The sequence below is a fragment of the Neobacillus drentensis genome (assembly GCF_036962765.1).
Taxonomy (GTDB): domain Bacteria; phylum Bacillota; class Bacilli; order Bacillales; family Cytobacillaceae; genus Neobacillus; species Neobacillus drentensis_C.
The window spans coordinates 22,057-38,451 of sequence record NZ_JBALOS010000202.1; the positions used below are offsets into that span (position 1 = coordinate 22,057).

Sequence of the window (16,395 nt, forward strand, 5' to 3'; positions counted from 1 at the left end):
AATCGGCAGGAGGTGAGAAATATGGCAAAAAACTTGGAATTACACTTTAGTACTGAGCTTGGGAAAACAGCAAGTTTATCGATAGAAAATCCAAAGGAACCTATTGATGAGGCAGTCGTCAAGCAATCGATGGCAGAAATTATTACATCTGGAATCTTCACTACAACAAGCGGAAAGTTTGTAGCTGCAAAGGGAGCCCGTGTGGTCGACCGAAATGTGACTGAATATGAACTCGTCTAATCACGGAGAGGCCGTTTCCCACTAGGGACGGCCTTTGTTTACAAAGGAGGTGAAAAAAGTGGATCAATTCATTCCGATCATCAGCGAAGTTGGCTTCCCCATTGTCGTAACCCTTTATCTGCTTTACCGCATTGAATCGAAGCTTGATATGGTCGTTACCTCGATCCAGAATCTGCCCGACCGTATGAAGGAACGAACATGAATTTTTAGACAACCCCTAGCTAAAGGCAAGGGTCGTTCTTTGTTTCCGAAAGTATGGTACGTTGGGGGAATTGATAAGATAAGCTCCCTTTCTTACCCGAAGCTTTCAGTGTTTGCGGGTTCGGTCAATAAGAGCTCTCTTTGTTACCGCGAAGGCACACTGTGTTTGCGAGTTCGGTCAAATAGGGGCTCTCTTTGTTACCGAAGGCACACTGTGTTTGCGGGTTCGGTCAAATAAGGCCTCTCTTTGTTACCGAAGGCACGCTTTATTTGAATAAGTCCATATAATTGTGTAAAAAGAAAATGAGTCAAACTAATCCCTCATGGTTACAATGTTAACGGCGAAGAAAACAATGTGGAGGAATTAATTATGACTCAATTACAGTTTAACCTAAATATCGATGATTTAAAAGATTCTGTTATGAACTCTGATATAGACGCTGTAATTAAAGCGTCTATCGTCCTGGTATTGAATTCTGTGATGGAAAATGAACGGGATGAATATTTACAAGCTGGTGCTTACGAACGGTCTATTGAACGTCGTGACTATAGAAATGGCTACTATGAACGTGATCTCATACTGAGTATTGGAAAAATAACCTTGAGAGTACCTCGAACACATAACGGTGAATTTTCAACATCCGTATTTGAAAGGTATGCACGCTGCGACCAAGCGTTTGTCCTTTCTATGCTAGAAATGGTAGTGAATGGAGTATCTACCCGAAAAGTAAAGAATATTGTAAAACAGTTATGTGGCGAGAGTGTTTCAAAATCTTTTGTTTCCTCTCTAACAGAGAAACTTGATCCAGTCGTTAATGAATGGGCTAATCGGCCTCTAAATACCAACTATTATCCCTATATTTTTGCGGATGCCATGTATATCAAAGTGAGGGAACATAATCGAGTGGTGTCTAAGGCAGTTTATATTGCAACCGCGATTAGTGAAAACCATGATAGAGAAATTCTTGGTTTAAAAGTCGATCACGCTGAAAGTTATGAAGCTTGGAAAGGCTTTTTTCAGCACTTACAATCTCGCGGTCTTCAGTCACCAAAATTAGTCATATCAGATGCTCACAAGGGCCTAAAGAAGGCAATTGGCACAGAGTTTGTAGGAGGAACTTGGCAACGCTGTACTGTTCATTTTAAACGAAATATCTTTAGTCAATTACCAAAAAAAGATATGGAGGAGGTGAAAATAGGTTTAAAAAGAATTTTTGAAGCAGTTAAAGTTGGGGATGCTCGGAAATTTAAAGAAGAGGAGTTTTTAGAACGTTATGCGGAAAATCCTAAACTTGAAAATGCTATAAAAACATTAGAAGAAGGCTTCGAAGATGCCATTCAATATCTGAATGAACCTGAGAAGTATCACTTGTTTATACATAGTACAAATTCATTGGAACGATTGAATCAAGAAGTTAGAAGAAGAGAAAGAGTAATCCGAATTTTCCCTAACACGCAATCATCGTTCAGATTAGTTGGAGCAGTATTAATGGACTATGCTGAAGAACAATCTAAGAAAAAATTAATTATTAGAAAAGAGTAGGCGCGAAGCGCTCGAAATTTTGATGGTTTGGAAGGGGGTACCCCCTTCCAAACCATCAAAATTCTTAAAAGGCTGATAAACATTGTAATTATGAGAAACCAAATTTACACAATATCTCGGACTTGACTCTTTATTTGAGGGTTCGGTTAATTAAGGGCTCTCTTTGTTACCGAAAGCACGCTTTATTTGAGGGTTCGGTCAAATGAGCCCCCTTTTTCTTACCGAGAGTTCAGTTCCTCTGCAGTTTCGGTAACAAAGAAACTCTACTGTTGGAATACCTGTCAACATTTCCCGTGATAAGCACCTGCACAGAGTTGTCCAAATTTACATAGCATGTATATATAATCAATTTTAGGAAATGGAGAGGATGAAATGAAGCTTTATTTAGATCCAGGTCATGGCGGAAAAGACCCTGGCGCCCAAGGACATGGATTGGATGAAAAAGATGTGACATTAGCGATTGCGCTTAAGATACGGTCCATTTTACATAATAATTATGAAAACATTGACGTAAAAATGAGCAGGAGCAGCGATACTACTAAAAGCTTAGATCAGCGATCCAGCGAGGCCAATGCTTGGGGTGCCGACTTTTTCTTAGCCATTCACATCAATTCTGGGCCAAGCTCCGCACAAGGCTACGAAGACTATATTTACAGTGGCTTGTCTAATTCTTCTAAGACAGCCCAGTATCAGGATATCATCCATGCTGAAGTAAAAAAATTAAATCAACTACAAGACCGCGGTCAAAAAAAGGAAAACTTCCATGTATTGCGTGAGACAAATATGCCAGCTCTTTTATCAGAAAACGGTTTTATCAGTAAAGATCATGACGCTGCACTAATGAAACAATCATCTTGGATCCAAAAAGTAGCACAAGGTCACGCCAATGGAATTGCCAAAGCCTTTAGCCTCAAGCGTAAACCAAACGATCCACCAAAACCAGATGCCGAAACTCTTTTCAAAGTCATTGCTGGTTCATTCAAATCAAAAGAAAATGCGGACGAGCGAGTCGAGCAGCTTCAAAAGAAAGGCATCGAATCATTTGTTGATAGCACCAAAATCTCAGGCGAAACATGGTACCGAGTTCAAGCTGGCGCCTTCAACAGCCGCGAAAACGTCGAAGACCGTTTAGCAGAAGTAAAAAAAGCCGGAATCAAAGACGCCTTCCTCGTTGCAGAATAACCAAACTACAGTGTGACAGTTTCGGCGCCTGACACCAACCACAGACACCAATCCACCACACGCGGACACACATTACCCATCATGGTGTCAGGCACCAACTGGGGACAATTGTCCTCCACGCAAGTACAAAACTATCCTAAGCGATATTTCCTACTAAAGACCTCTTCTCTACTAATAATTGGGAGGTCTTTTGTATGGTTTTTGTCTTTTGATTGTGGAGATTGAGTCCACTGGATTGGATTTTCCATATGATATAGATGAACGTATTTTACATGAAATGGAGGAGTAAGTATGAAGTTATTTATAGATCCAGGTCATGGCGGGGATGATCCCGGTGCACAAGGGAATGGTCTGGATGAAAAAGATATTACCTTAGCCATTGCGCTTAAAATACGAAAAATCATCCTAAATGATTATGAAAATGTCCAAGTTAAGATGAGTCGTACAAGCGATGTTACCAGAAGCTTAGCACAACGCTCAAGTGCCGCTAACGCATGGGACGCTGACTTTTTCTTAGCTATTCACATCAATTCTGCTGACAGTTCCGCCCAAGGATATGAAGATTTTATCTACAATGGGGTATCTAATTCTAGCAAAGCTGCAAAATACCAAGATATCATCCATGCCGAAGTCATCAAAGTGAATCAGTTAAAAGACCGCGGGCAAAAAAAGGCCAATTTTCATGTCATTAGGGAAACGAATATGCCATCTCTTTTAACCGAAAATGGCTTTATCAATAATAAACATGATGCCGAACTGATGAAAAATGCAGCTTGGCAGCAAAAGGTCGCCCAAGGCCATGTCAACGGAATTGCCAAGTCTTTTGGCCTGAAACGCAAAGCAACGAAGGAAACACCTAAAACAACGACTGCACCTAAAACATCAACCACACCTAAAACCACGCAATCCGGCACAAAAACTGTTTACACAGTCTATGTCGGTTCCTATAAATCCAAAGAAAATGCACAAGACAGGGTTACTGAACTGAAGAAAAAGAATATTAAATCATCAATTATTACCACAAAAATATCTGGTGCTACCTGGTACCGAGTAAAAGTTGCCACCTATACCACCAACGCTAATGCAGAAAAACGCCTAAAAGAAATCGAAAAAGCAGGTTATGATGATGCATTTATTATTACCGAAAAAACTAGCACAGCGCCACCTAAAACAGAAACCACTAAACCTACATCAACTAGTAAACCTGCAACAAACACCAATAAACCTACGACCAGCGCCAGTAAACTAACAACAGCCAAACCCGCCACAAGCACGAATTCAAACACAAGTACCAAAGGCAGCACGACTGCGAATCCAAGCAAAACTACAAACAACAGTACCAATCAAATCCCCATCATAGCGGCCCCCGGTAATTTTACGATTTTAGGCCCGACCTTCCTCTCACCGGAACAAATGAATCAATTTGTGAAAAAGGTCAATCCTAAGGCGCCGGAGTTAGGTGAATTTTATCAAACCTTTGGAAAGTATTACGGAATTCGCGGGGATGTAGCCTTTGCACAAGCCATTCATGAAACAGACTATTTTCGGTTTACTGGAGTCGTTAATCCTGAACAGAACAACTACGCAGGAATTGGAGCAACTGGAGGAGATACTCGCGGTGCAAGCTTTGATAACGCAGAAGAAGGTGTCCTTGCTCAACTTCAGCACTTGTTCGCATATGCAACAACTAAGCCGCTACCCAATAAATATCCATTAGTTGATCACCGCTTTCAGCTAGTCGACAGAGGATCTGCTCCAACATGGACCGCTTTAAACGGAAAATGGGCTGTTCCAGGTACAACCTATGGGCAATCCATTCTAAGCCTTTATGAAAAAATGATCCACGCAGGATCATGAATAACTGGAGATTAATATAAACTCCACCCTCATCCCAGATTGTCTTATCCACCACCAATACAAGGATGGTATCCTGCCATCCCCCCACCACGAAAGACCTCTTTATCAAACAGAAGAGGTCTTTTCTTTTGTGGCTTGTTGAATTCCTACCTTCTCGGTATAATACCGAAAAAACGAGACCACAATGAATACAAACAGGAGGGATTTCAATGCGCGGATTTTTTATTTTAATATGGGCTCTAGCAATCTTTATTTTTACCTGCACCGCCAGTTTTTCAGGATTAACCGAATTAGGCGACGTTCGCTTTGTGCGGAACAGTCATCCCAACTTTTATGAACTTTTATCACCATTGCCCCTCAAACTTACTCGGGACTTTCTGCTCCAAAAGTGCGGCCATGCCCTTGCCTTTCTCATTTTGACCATACTGCTGCAAACCAAATTCCGTTCCAAAGCATTCATTCTAGTTTTAGCAATCTCCTTTGCTTCCCTAACGGAAATTCTCCAGCTCTATTTCGCCCGGGATGGGAGAATATCTGATATTGGGATCGATCTAATCGGAATCCTTATCGCATCAGGCGCACGAAGCCTGCTCACAGTTCCTCATTCCAAGCAAACCCATCTTTAGTTGTCCACCTTTAATGGACGAGTGTCTTTTAATGGTGTCAGGCACCATAGTAAATTGTTGTTCCATGTAACAGTGCCTGTGTCTGGAGCAACCAGATCGAGCATCATTTTGATGGTTGTCGTTTTCCCTGCACCATTTCTCCCTAAAAGACCGAATACCTCACCCTTAGAAACCTTAAAAGACAAACAATCGTCGGCAGCCTTCCGGCCATAGTATTTTGATAGATTTTTTATCTCTAACAACCTATTTCCCCCTTACAGATCCCCTACCATCTTTCCAAAAAACAGGAATAATATCCCATTCAATATTAAATGACCCACTAGTCGTTTATAAGTAATTTTTTCCAATTTCTTCATTTTACTATTTGGTGTCAGGCACCAATTTATTTTTTTCAACCATGTCCTTTTGGCCGACTTTTTTCTATATAGAAGGTGAAAGGAGGTGAGGGAAAATGGCACAATCACTTTTAGAAGGAACGAAGCTTCGTTTAGTGTTTGAAGGCGGTATGGATGAGGATGGCGAACCAATTCTACGCGCCAAAACATTTAGCAATGTCAAAAAGGAGGCAACAACGGATCAGTTATTTCAAGCGGCAACCGCCATTTCTGTTTTGTGCAATGACATGTTAAACAAAGTAGAACGAAATGATAGTTCTGAAATTATCGCTTAATCGGGTATGAACTGAAGTCTAAAGAAAGAGGTGAATGAACATGGCAAAAACATTAGAATTACAATTTGTTACGGAGCTTGGGAAGACAGCCCGTCTTTCCGTCGAAAATCCCAAGGATCCCATTGATGAAGAAGTCGTGAAACTATCGATGTCACAAATTATTGCATCTGACATTTTCACCACAAGCAGCGGCAAGTTTGTGTCTGCAAAAGGTGCGAGAGTCGTCGACCGCAACGTGACGGATTATGAACTAGTTTAAGAACTATCACAAAAATTTGACACATTACCATGTTAACACGCTGATGCGGTTCATCTTGGATGAACCGCATTTTTTAGTGGATAGTGCCTCAAAGTTGTTTATTAAGCAAAACCAATAATTTCTTTTGCGCCCTTTGATTATAGAACATTTTTTTTACTCGCAATTTACTTTGTAAATACCTTCTTACATGCCTATTAACATAAAACAAACGGCGATATTTCTCTTGCGCATATATCTTTTTAAACCAATCATGTTTTTTGAGCTCCTCAATATTCTGGTCAATCTTTCTCGTATCCAAACCGGCAGTTGAACTTGTAGCGATCAATCCCAATAGATCTAATAAATAATAGAGCATATGCACTACTCCGTCTCATCTTAAGTGTCATTTTTCGCGTGGGGTTTTCAAATAAGAAAATAAACGGCAAGAATCAGCACTACTCCCACAATGACTGCACCTAGTATTCTCTTGCTCCGATTCCCACCCTGTTCCGCTTTTCTCCGTTCGCGTTCAGCGACATCCGCTTTTTGGGTCAAGCTTTTTCGTTCGAAAAAAGCAGCTAGTTTATTATCCTCACTTATTCCTGGTTTCTTTTCCGCACTAGTTAGTATCTGTTCTATTTCTGCAACAGTCATAGGTTCTTCCTGTTCAAGTTTTTCCAAGATTGGCTCACTTAATGTAGAAAAACTCTGGTTGACTGCAATTAATTGCCGAATATCAGAAACAGCTCCTAAGCGGGGTTTCCCTTCAAGGACCTTTGCCTCGCCAGTTCCATATAAAATCACTCTACCTTGGTTGGTAATCCAGATGTTCTCAGGAGAGATGGACCCATGAATCATCTTATGATCGTGAAGATGGCGGACAGCAGCAAGAAGCTGTTTGATTTGATCAGGTTCGAGTGGCCCTTTTTCAATTAAGGGTGCCCCTTTTTCCCCTTCCAATAGAGAATATAAGTGATCTTCATCGACCTTTGCTACCTGTTCCATCCGCGGTAATTGGCTATAGTCAGTGATCACTGTTTGGTACTTTTCTTGAAGCTGGTTCCATTGTGCCTTCTTAAAATCCGTGGATTTATTCGAAAGATCAACTAACCTTAAAATAAACGTCCGACCAGTTTTGGCTTCTCCTACTTCAAAAACACTCAGACCAAAATCATTGGAAAACAACTTCCTTTTTATCTCAAAACCACCAATATTCACTGCTCACACCATGCTTTCTTTTTATGTTAAACGTTCCTCTGTAGGCTCTTTTCGTAAAATTTGGTTGCTTTTAGAGTCAAAAAAGGCCCTTACGAAAAGATGCCACGAAGCATCTAATTATACGGGTTGATGAATTTATACGAAAAACAACACTCGATGCGAAAATAGCCTTCTGTAAAGATGGAAAGAATCGTATGTAACCGCTTTTACATCCTATCATTTTGCGATCCGTTTTTTAATCATCTCTCATTCTTATTATAGTCACGAGAAAAATGGCAATGATAGTAGTGGAGGTGAAAAAACGATGACAAAAGATCCAAATCTTCGTGGGGATATGCTGGCGGACGAATGGAATAGTGAAGAAGTTCAAAATGAAATGATGTTCACGGGAATAACCCACGACGAGTGGCTAGTGAACAGACTAAATGATGAGGATGACTATCCAGAAGAAGAACATGATGATTACGCATGGTAACCCAGACAAAAAAAGCCACGGGAGCGCCGTGGCCTTTTAACATTACTGGCGGATGAGTTTCATTTACTGGCGGATACGCCTCACTTACTGGCGGATACGCCTCACTTACTGGCGGATAGCCTCATTTTATAAGCGGATAAGCGCCACTTTCTTGCGGATAAGCTCCGTTTACTGGCTAAACCGCAAATCAGAGGTCCCCCCAGACCTGAAAAATATCGAAACCTCAGCAATAGTCATCTTAAAATAGGTATCTAAAAGTAGCTTGGCGGAATAGTTGCTGAAGTTGGCGGAATCCTTCTACAGTTTGGCGGTATAAATCTAATCATCGGCGGAATCCCTCCACAGTTTGGCGGAATTCCCGTCCAAGTCGGCGGAATCCACAAATCGAAGGGCCCTCCGGACATAAAATAAGTACTGATTTTAAGCTTGATTAACTAAAAAGATCACATAAATGGAGCTTGGCGAAATATCCGCCACTTACTGACGTATAACATCACCTTACTGGCGAACCCTCTCATTTTACTAACGATTAACCCCCCTCAACTCCATCTGCTCTCTCAATATGTACTAAAAATCCAACCTCTGGACTATACTGTTACAAATCACTTTCAATTGGAGTGGATGTCATGGATGAACAGAAGAATTTTTTCATAGGGATTTTCTGGGCGACCATACTTAGTGTTCCACTGTGGTTGGCGTTGTTCGGATGGGTCAAAATATTTATGAAACTCTTGTAAAAACTTCATACACATCTACTCTACATAAAAAAAAGGCCGGGAATCCGGCCTTTTTTCCTTAACGATTATCTACTTTTTCTGGATAAATATCATGATTCATCAAACGGAAGTGGGCCATTTCCTCGTACTTGGTTCCTGGTTTCCCATAGTTGCACCATGGGTCAATCGAAATCCCGCCGCGTGGTGTGAATTTCCCCCAAACCTCAATATATCTTGGGTCAAGCAGCTTAATTAAATCATTCATTATGATATTGACACAATCCTCATGGAAATCGCCATGGTTTCTGAAACTAAACAGATATAATTTCAGTGACTTACTCTCAACAATCTTTTTGTCCGGAACATACGAAATATACATCGTCGCAAAATCCGGCTGGCGCGTCAACGGGCATAAACTTGTGAATTCCGGGCAATTAAATTTCACGAAATAATCGCGGTCCGGGTGAAGATTGTCGACTGCCTCCAATACCTCCGGCGCATATTCAAATGAATAGGTAGTCCCTTGATTACCTAATAATGTTAAATCCTTCAAACCTTCTTCGTGGCTTCTGCCAGACATAAAAAAACCTCCTTGCAATGTGTCCCACACTTTTCCAAGAAAGAGTTTCTGCAGCATCTCTACTTATCAAACTAAAGGATTCCATCAAAAAAGCCACGTCCGATATGGACATGGCTTAAAGTCATGTATCCATAGTTTTTTATAGAGGGTATCAGCTATGAACCTCTCCCGCAAGCACGGGTATTCTCTTCCACATATATTATAGAACCCTGAGCCAAACGTCAATTGAAAATTTTTGTAAGTTTTACTCAACCTCATTATCTATAGTATTTCACCACTAATCTTCATCTCTCTGTCAGAAAAGAAATTCAACGAAAAGTCTCTTACCACAAAATGAAATTAGGCGATCTGTGTTAAACGGTGTCCACCCATTCCTCTTTTACTTGTTTTGATTTTCTTGTTTTTACTAGTTAAATAGTAAGCAGGTATCAGCCCCCTTTGTGCTATAATAATCTCCGAAGACCTTCGGGTTACGAACGTTTTATTTTATGGAAAGGGACCTGTTACAAGGCGTAGGGGGATATGATGAAACAACAAGAAGTGGGTTCCAGATCCATCGGGCTGCCGCTTACCATTTCCATCATTGCCATTTCATTTTCGGCGATTTTTGTCAAATGGTCAGACGCTCCAGCCTCCATTTTGAGTATGTATCGGATGTGGCTTGCCAGTATCTTAATGGTACCGATTGTCTGGAAAAAACGCAGTGAATTTAAACATATTGTTAAAAAGGATTGGTTCTTTTTATTTTTTTCAGGTTTCTTTTTGGCGCTGCACTTTGTCCTTTGGTTCGGGTCTTTAAAACTAACGACAGTCGCAAGTTCGACTATTATCCTTGCCTTACAGCCCATTGTCTCACTGCTCGGCGGCTTTCTTCTATTTAAGGAACGAACAACATTGTCCGCCATTATGACAATGGTGATTGCGATCATCGGTGCGACGATGATTGGCTGGGGAGATTTCGGATTAAGTACGGATGCGATTATGGGTGATTTACTTTCATTTTTTAGTGTAATCTCTGTCGTTGGCTACTTATTAATTGGGCAATCAATCGTCAAAAAAGTATCACATTGGCTTTATAGTTTTTGTGTATTTTTCGCTGCATCTATTGTGCTAACAATTTATAACGTTACGGCAGGCGTTTCTCTAAGTGGTTATCCGGCCAAGGAATGGGGCATCTTCTTATTACTCGCCACCGTTCCAACGGTCTCACATGTGATAAATAACTGGCTTTTAAACTACGTCAATGCTACAACAATCTCGATGAGTATTTTAGGAGAACCCGTCGGAGCCACCATCCTTGCAGTGATTCTATTAAACGAGCACCTTGTCGCTTGGCAAATTGCTGGCGGACTGCTCGTCCTGCTCGGTGTATTCTTCTTTTTGAGCCAGCAGCAAAAGCCAATCACGGAAAAGGTAAATAAGATAGAAACATTTAACTCCTAAGGATTTGGGGCTATTAAGTGAAGCATTGTCAATCCAACTTGACAAAAAACCTGCTAGTGAACGCACGCACTAGTAGGTTTTTTTCAATAATAAATGAAAAAGGGGCCAAAAAACGGCCCCTTTTCTTATGTTAAAGATCATCATTCAATTGTGTTGATTGGGGTAATGGTTTTACCTTCTAATTTAAACACATTCCACTTGGTTCCTATTTTATTAACAGGCACGAAGAATGTTTTTACAAGTGAAGTACCCATATACACATCCACTTTTGCCCCTGAATTGGACAATTGATTACTATCACTTGTTCTACGATTCGTATAATCCAAAACAGAATACGTGTAGGTCCCTGGAACTTGTTTCTTAATGGTAATCGTCTCTGGTCCAAAGGAATCTGTGTCATCTACATCTAGTTCCGTCATTAAGGTATCATCTGCTGCGTAATACTTATCATTATCCCAGAAAATTTCATATTGGTCCCCGCCATCTTCAGTTGGTGCGAGCAGATGTGAATCCAAGTCGTCCGGCACTTCTCCCCATGAAAGAACAATCCGGATATCCTCTGAACTTAAGTTAGGGGTAATCGTTCCATTAAAGTCCAATTTCTCCTTATTCGGAAGGCTTATTAACATAATCGTATTCTTAATATAACCAGCCTTCTCAATAACGGCCGTATAATGCCCGGTCAGCAGTTCGAGTTTATATGTCCCATCCGCTCCAGTAGAAATCGTTTTGATCTTCTGACCGGTTGAAATATTTAGGCCTTGATAAATAGAAATATTCGCATTCGAAACCACTCGCCCGGTTTTAGCGTCGGTAATCACTCCTCCGACCGTTCCGGTCTTGCCATATTGATCATTTTTAATGATTTCGAGTTTTGGATTGTAGGTGATTTGTTCCTCTTCAATTTTTACATCATTAAGGACAACCGTTTTATAGCCAGAAACAGCATACGAAATATTATAAGTTCCGGTCGGTAGTAATAGTTTATATTTTCCGGCACTATCAGACTGGGCTAAATAATATTCCCCTGTATTATCCTTGTTAACTGCCTTGATCGAAACATTTTTAAGTGGGAGGTTTGTGGTCGCGTCAGAAACATAGCCTTCCACCCCATTTTTTACAATACAGCCTGATTTTTTTGCTTCAAACCATTTTTTATCTAAAATAGTAAGCTCTTTATTGATGTCACCATCGGGGAAAAACTTTGATTCCCACTTTAATTTTGCCAAAGCCTTTACCTGAAGGACTGGAGCAAAACTCATTTTATAGCAGCCATTTAATTCAAGGTCCTTATTCAATAAGTCATTCTTAAGGTATAAACTTCCTTCTGCAGTTAAGACAAATTTCCCATCCGCCCGGAGTACAAGCGGCATGACTCCGCCTACATTCAGAGCAGCATCAATACCAAAGCCTAACTCTCCAGTAAGTTTACCACGAGCTGTAAGGGATTCTTTTTGTACAGTTACTCCATCCTTTGGGCCTTTATAAAACTTTGGAACTGGATGAAAAACATCTAATGATAAGCCCTGATCAAACTCGGTTTTTTTCACATAATCATAGGCTACTTCAGCCTCGATACTGCCAGAAGCGGTTACGACAAAGAACATAGTTACCCCGACAGGACATTGAATATATCCAGCTGAACCTGCTCCAGGTTTTGGGATAATAGCTGTAGGAGTTACCATAAAGGTAACACTACCTAATGGTAGCCTTCCCTTTGTTACATTGACCCCTTCAATTTCTCCCAAACCGCCTTTAAATTTACCTAGTTTCTGATCCTTAAAGCTCCAATCCATTTTACCTTTAGCACCATACTTTAGGTTGGTCTCCGTTTTGTATTTTAGATTATATTGCATTTTAACTGGAATCCCAGCTACTCTATCAATCTCTGAAGTTATCGCAATATCTTTGATACTTACTTTACCTGAGACACTTAGATTAGTATTGAGTTTTGTTTTTAACCGATCATAATCCTTTGTATACTTTAATAAGTCTAAATTGACGCTTAAGGATAAGTCTTTTGCCTTTACTGTTCCTTGTCTTTGTAAACTATTGGCACTGTTGGTTGTAGTATCAATTTTAACTCCCTGTTCAAGGTTTGTTGCAACAATATCCGATGCATCCACACCCTCATTAACAGAAAGCTTTAAATCCTGGAATACTTCATCCAGTAAGGGTTGGGAAACTGTCACATCGTATTGGCTTCCTACCTTTTTCACTTCCATTACTTTTAGGAATCCACCCATGGGGTTATCCTTCGTAGGGTCCAAAGCAATAACAGCATCTTTTTTTACAATTTTCGGATCGATCGTTGTCACACGTAATTTTAACGTTCCATTTGTTACTTCTTGCTGAGTTTTAATGGAAGAGATAAATTTATTTGTTTGTGTTTCTGTTAAAACCTTAACAGTATCTTTAATTTCCGCTACACCTGCTTTAGTTGGAAGTTTCTTTTGGTAGCTTATGGCGCTGGTGATATCACGAATGGTTTTATCACTTATATATTTTTTATCAGCATATACCTTAACGCCCGTTACCTTTTTGGATAAAAGTAGTGATTTCAAATCGACAGTTAACGAATTCGGTGAAACCAAAACAGCTGCCTTTTCTTTGGCTGCTAAAGATGAAATAAGGGCTGCATAGGAATAATTTTTATAGGCAACGAGATAAAGATACTTGCTGTTTTGTCCATTAATTTTTACAAGATTATTAGATAAATTGTAGATGTCCTTACCGCTTATGGTTGTTAGATTCTTGATTTGCTTTAGCGTTGCTGCCGATAAACCCAAGGACTGAATTTGCACTTTCTGAGTAAATAGATTTACATACTTAATGACAGTACTATTCACCTTTTTGGGATCAACCACAATAACAGCGGCATTTTTGCTCATGGCAATGGCCGGAACGGAAGCCACGTAGGACGGTTGCTTGCTTGAAACTAAATAAATAATGCTTCTTGTTGGATTCATTTTTTTGGCAACCAGGATGGAGGTGTCCGTGACATCCTTACCATTGATCTTTTTCACTTTTATTTTCAATTTCTTCAAGTCTTTTTCAATTTTCGAACTTAGCTGTTTTTTAGTAGCGATAAGTGTAATCTCTTTAACTTTTAATCTTTTTAATTCTTTTTTCGCAGATGAATTTAAGCCTTTCTTTTCTGTTAACAACAGCGGAGCTTTTATTTTATTGCTATAAAGCGAAGATATGTAAATATTATTGGCATCTTCTTTGTTCGTAAGGACTGCTTTCTTCGAGGTCTTAGGAAATTGTTTTTTGGAGATCGTGATAGCTAGGCTAACAGAAGATGAAGCATTGGTCCTGCTAATTTTCGTAGTACTCGCCGCCTCAGCAGGAACAAAATCATATGTACTGATCAGTAACTGAAGGATGAGTAACGATAGAATAACTTTAAAACTAGTACGTTTTAGTGACTTCAAACGAATCCGATCCCTTCCTAATAATGATAAAAATAAACTCTTCAAACCATGTTCCTCCTTTATAGTATTTTCAAAAATATAACAATTATAAGCTATTATATATGATATTAATAGTGATTATGTACTACTTTTTCACAAAAGTCGGATAATTTACTAATGACTATTATAGTGTAAGACATAAGAAAAAGCCTTACCGAGCGTTAACTCGGTAAGGCTTATCTAGTACCTTATTACTACTTCATCAACCAAACAGTCTTACCGCCCAACTTCCCACAGTACCAGTTAGTGCTTCCTACTTTCGCCGTGAGGTTAGCAGTGAATTTCTTATTTTTGTAAAAAGAAAGTTTCTTATGAACGACGTCTTTCTTACCGCCCCATGCTTTGCTATAAGCACTGCCTGTCCCTTTGAGATACATGGTTTTGGCTTTTTGACTGACGACCGAATAACTAACGTGGGATATATCGGAAGATTTGACCCAGCCAACCGGGCTTGCGCCTGTTGAACTTTTACTAATTAAATAATAGGTTTGGCCGTTTAGCAACCCTTTTCTCTTAATATAGTAAACCTTATTGGTATAGGTGGAACCGGCCTTAAAGTACGCACTCGACCCAAGCTTCCTATAAATCTTAACGCTGGTTATTTTGATATTGCCTAACCGGCTCGTCGCACTTTCTAGCGTATTCGATAGGTACCCGCCATGAATCCATACAGTCTTACCAGCCAAGCTTCCACGGTACCACGTGTTATTACCGACTTTTTCGGTTAAATTGATCTTAAATTCTTGGTTTTTATTTTTCGAGAGATCCTTAACTATCAGATCACTCGAACCGCCCCATGGCTTGCTATAAGCGCTGCCTTTGCCTGTGAAATACATTGTTTTGGCATTTTTGTCATACGTCGTATGTGAATAATTCGTGATATCGGAAGATTTGACCCAGCCGACCACGCCCGTTACACTACTAGGCTGTTTACTGATTAAATAATAGGTTTGATCGTTGATCGTTGCCTGTTTCTTAATGTAGTAGACAGTCCCGGTGTAGGCAGATCCAGCTTGAATTGCTCCTGTAGAAGTGCCGACCGTTTTATAGATCATAACAGTGCCATTTTTAAGCTGGCCTAACCTGCTCGTTGACCGCTCCACTTTTGGTGCCAATCGGCTTGAATAAATCCATACGGTTTTTCCGTCCAGATTCCCGCGGTACCAAACCATATTTCCAACCGTTTCTGTACCATCTACCTTAAATTCTTGGTTTTTATATTTGGACAGTGAAGAGGAGATGACATCTTTCTTCATGCCCCAAGCCTTGCTATATGCGCTCCCAATGCCCGTAAAATACAACGTCTTCGCTGTGGATTTTACACTAGATTCTGGATAGGAAAGCAAATCAGCAGCCTTTGCCCAGCCGATCACTCCGTCCACACTGCTTGGCTTTTCACTAAGCAAGTAATAGGTTTGTCCGCTAATAAAAGCTAATTTTTTAATATAAAACGTTTGGTTCGTATACGTTTCTCCTGCCGGAGCGGCTGTTTCCGTATTAGTATAATCCTTATAAATCATGACCTTGCTGCTTGGGATTTGCCCTAAGCGATTGGTATTTTCCGTTTTATTTGGGAGGGTTTTATATTTCATAGTGACTAACTGGACAAATTGATCCCAGCTATAGCCCCACTGTTTAAAATATGCATGCGGATCCGCATGGCTGGTGCCGCCAAGGTACTTGGTGACTGCAGCATGCGACCATAGTGTTCCTTCACCTGTTTTTTCGGCATTTACTAAAGGTAAATGATAATCATAAAGCACGGATGCAATGTAATTCCCATAGTTATTAATCGAACGTGCAAACTTGTCAAAGCTCTTCTCTCTGACTAGTTCAATATGTACAAATCGTTGGTTTGCATAGGATCCCGCACCCCAGGCCCCATAATTCGGCGTATGGATTTCAATCACCCGTGAACCATCAGCAAATG

General features: G+C 40.2%; 16 protein-coding genes and 1 riboswitch. Of the genes, 10 read left to right on the top strand and 6 right to left on the bottom strand.

The window, feature by feature from the left end:
* Positions 1-21: 21 nt before the first annotated feature.
* From V7137_RS22635 to V7137_RS22660, 6 genes are all read left to right on the top strand, one after another.
* Positions 22-240: a DUF2922 domain-containing protein gene (locus tag V7137_RS22635; protein ID WP_335700170.1), complete on the top strand. Its 219-nt coding sequence runs from the start codon at positions 22-24 to the stop codon at positions 238-240.
* Positions 241-298: 58 nt separating this feature from the next.
* The gene (locus V7137_RS22640; RefSeq protein ID WP_335700182.1) at positions 299-442 is read left to right on the top strand and encodes a YvrJ family protein; all 144 of its coding nucleotides are present in this window, start codon (positions 299-301) and stop codon (positions 440-442) included.
* 369 nt (positions 443-811) lie between these two features.
* Positions 812-1,984 carry an IS256 family transposase gene (locus V7137_RS22645; protein ID WP_335700171.1) on the top strand — a complete coding sequence of 391 codons (1,173 nt, stop codon included), beginning with the start codon at positions 812-814 and terminating at the stop codon, positions 1,982-1,984.
* Positions 1,985-2,356: 372 nt separating this feature from the next.
* Positions 2,357-3,166 (top strand): N-acetylmuramoyl-L-alanine amidase, encoded by an 810-nt coding sequence (locus V7137_RS22650; RefSeq protein WP_335700172.1) that lies wholly within the window; start codon positions 2,357-2,359, stop codon positions 3,164-3,166.
* A gap of 291 nt (positions 3,167-3,457) precedes the next feature.
* Positions 3,458-5,023 carry an N-acetylmuramoyl-L-alanine amidase gene (locus V7137_RS22655; protein WP_335700173.1) on the top strand — a complete coding sequence of 522 codons (1,566 nt, stop codon included), beginning with the start codon at positions 3,458-3,460 and terminating at the stop codon, positions 5,021-5,023.
* Positions 5,024-5,232: 209 nt separating this feature from the next.
* Positions 5,233-5,649 (top strand): VanZ family protein, encoded by a 417-nt coding sequence (locus tag V7137_RS22660; protein ID WP_335700174.1) that lies wholly within the window; start codon positions 5,233-5,235, stop codon positions 5,647-5,649.
* Here the strand turns inward: V7137_RS22660 and V7137_RS22665 are convergent.
* On the bottom strand, positions 5,646-5,891 hold the full coding sequence (locus V7137_RS22665) for an ATP-binding cassette domain-containing protein (RefSeq protein ID WP_335700175.1): 246 nt from the start codon (positions 5,889-5,891) through the stop codon (positions 5,646-5,648). The two genes, V7137_RS22660 and V7137_RS22665, sit on opposite strands and share 4 nt — an antisense overlap.
* A gap of 209 nt (positions 5,892-6,100) precedes the next feature.
* Here V7137_RS22665 and V7137_RS22670 point away from each other — a divergent pair, with 209 nt between their 5' ends.
* Both V7137_RS22670 and V7137_RS22675 read left to right on the top strand, forming a co-directional pair.
* On the top strand, positions 6,101-6,319 hold the full coding sequence (locus V7137_RS22670; RefSeq protein WP_335700176.1) for a DUF1659 domain-containing protein: 219 nt from the start codon (positions 6,101-6,103) through the stop codon (positions 6,317-6,319).
* 40 nt (positions 6,320-6,359) lie between these two features.
* Positions 6,360-6,578 (top strand): DUF2922 domain-containing protein, encoded by a 219-nt coding sequence (locus V7137_RS22675; protein ID WP_218346025.1) that lies wholly within the window; start codon positions 6,360-6,362, stop codon positions 6,576-6,578.
* A gap of 88 nt (positions 6,579-6,666) precedes the next feature.
* Here the strand turns inward: V7137_RS22675 and V7137_RS22680 are convergent, their stop codons facing one another.
* Together V7137_RS22680 and V7137_RS22685 are read right to left on the bottom strand one after the other, a co-directional pair.
* Positions 6,667-6,933 carry a hypothetical protein gene (locus tag V7137_RS22680; protein WP_335700177.1) on the bottom strand — a complete coding sequence of 89 codons (267 nt, stop codon included), beginning with the start codon at positions 6,931-6,933 and terminating at the stop codon, positions 6,667-6,669.
* Positions 6,934-6,980: 47 nt separating this feature from the next.
* Positions 6,981-7,775 carry a hypothetical protein gene (locus V7137_RS22685; RefSeq protein ID WP_335700178.1) on the bottom strand — a complete coding sequence of 265 codons (795 nt, stop codon included), beginning with the start codon at positions 7,773-7,775 and terminating at the stop codon, positions 6,981-6,983.
* A gap of 304 nt (positions 7,776-8,079) precedes the next feature.
* Between V7137_RS22685 and V7137_RS22690 the strand changes: the two genes are divergently transcribed.
* Positions 8,080-8,250: a hypothetical protein gene (locus tag V7137_RS22690; protein WP_218346028.1), complete on the top strand. Its 171-nt coding sequence runs from the start codon at positions 8,080-8,082 to the stop codon at positions 8,248-8,250.
* A 795-nt stretch (positions 8,251-9,045) separates the two neighbouring features.
* Here the strand turns inward: V7137_RS22690 and queF are convergent.
* Positions 9,046-9,546: a preQ(1) synthase gene (queF, locus tag V7137_RS22695; protein WP_026564093.1), complete on the bottom strand. Its 501-nt coding sequence runs from the start codon at positions 9,544-9,546 to the stop codon at positions 9,046-9,048.
* Positions 9,547-9,671: 125 nt separating this feature from the next.
* Positions 9,672-9,718, bottom strand: a riboswitch (PreQ1 riboswitch).
* A gap of 353 nt (positions 9,719-10,071) precedes the next feature.
* Between queF and V7137_RS22700 the strand changes: the two genes are divergently transcribed.
* Entirely contained in the window at positions 10,072-10,989 is a 918-nt protein-coding gene (locus tag V7137_RS22700) for a DMT family transporter (RefSeq protein ID WP_335700179.1), read from the top strand.
* 140 nt (positions 10,990-11,129) lie between these two features.
* On the opposite strand, the gene V7137_RS22705 is transcribed toward V7137_RS22700, so the two are convergent.
* Positions 11,130-14,471 (bottom strand): carboxypeptidase regulatory-like domain-containing protein, encoded by a 3,342-nt coding sequence (locus V7137_RS22705; protein WP_335700180.1) that lies wholly within the window; start codon positions 14,469-14,471, stop codon positions 11,130-11,132.
* 188 nt (positions 14,472-14,659) lie between these two features.
* Positions 14,660-16,395: GW dipeptide domain-containing protein (locus V7137_RS22710; protein ID WP_335700181.1), on the bottom strand; the 1,736-nt coding region annotated here is incomplete at its 5' end.

Bases quoted from the DNA above. Each gene is read 5' to 3' on its own strand.
- V7137_RS22675 (WP_218346025.1), top strand. From the start codon at position 6,360: ATGGCAAAAACATTAGAATTACAATTTGTTACGGAGCTTGGGAAGACA.
- V7137_RS22690 (WP_218346028.1), top strand. From the start codon at position 8,080: ATGACAAAAGATCCAAATCTTCGTGGGGATATGCTGGCGGACGAATGG.
- V7137_RS22645 (WP_335700171.1), top strand. From the start codon at position 812: ATGACTCAATTACAGTTTAACCTAAATATCGATGATTTAAAAGATTCT.
- V7137_RS22700 (WP_335700179.1), top strand. From the start codon at position 10,072: ATGAAACAACAAGAAGTGGGTTCCAGATCCATCGGGCTGCCGCTTACC.
- V7137_RS22660 (WP_335700174.1), top strand. From the start codon at position 5,233: ATGCGCGGATTTTTTATTTTAATATGGGCTCTAGCAATCTTTATTTTT.
- V7137_RS22635 (WP_335700170.1), top strand. From the start codon at position 22: ATGGCAAAAAACTTGGAATTACACTTTAGTACTGAGCTTGGGAAAACA.
- V7137_RS22670 (WP_335700176.1), top strand. From the start codon at position 6,101: ATGGCACAATCACTTTTAGAAGGAACGAAGCTTCGTTTAGTGTTTGAA.
- queF (WP_026564093.1), bottom strand. From the start codon at position 9,546: ATGTCTGGCAGAAGCCACGAAGAAGGTTTGAAGGATTTAACATTATTA.
- V7137_RS22655 (WP_335700173.1), top strand. From the start codon at position 3,458: ATGAAGTTATTTATAGATCCAGGTCATGGCGGGGATGATCCCGGTGCA.
- V7137_RS22650 (WP_335700172.1), top strand. From the start codon at position 2,357: ATGAAGCTTTATTTAGATCCAGGTCATGGCGGAAAAGACCCTGGCGCC.
- V7137_RS22680 (WP_335700177.1), bottom strand. From the start codon at position 6,933: ATGCTCTATTATTTATTAGATCTATTGGGATTGATCGCTACAAGTTCA.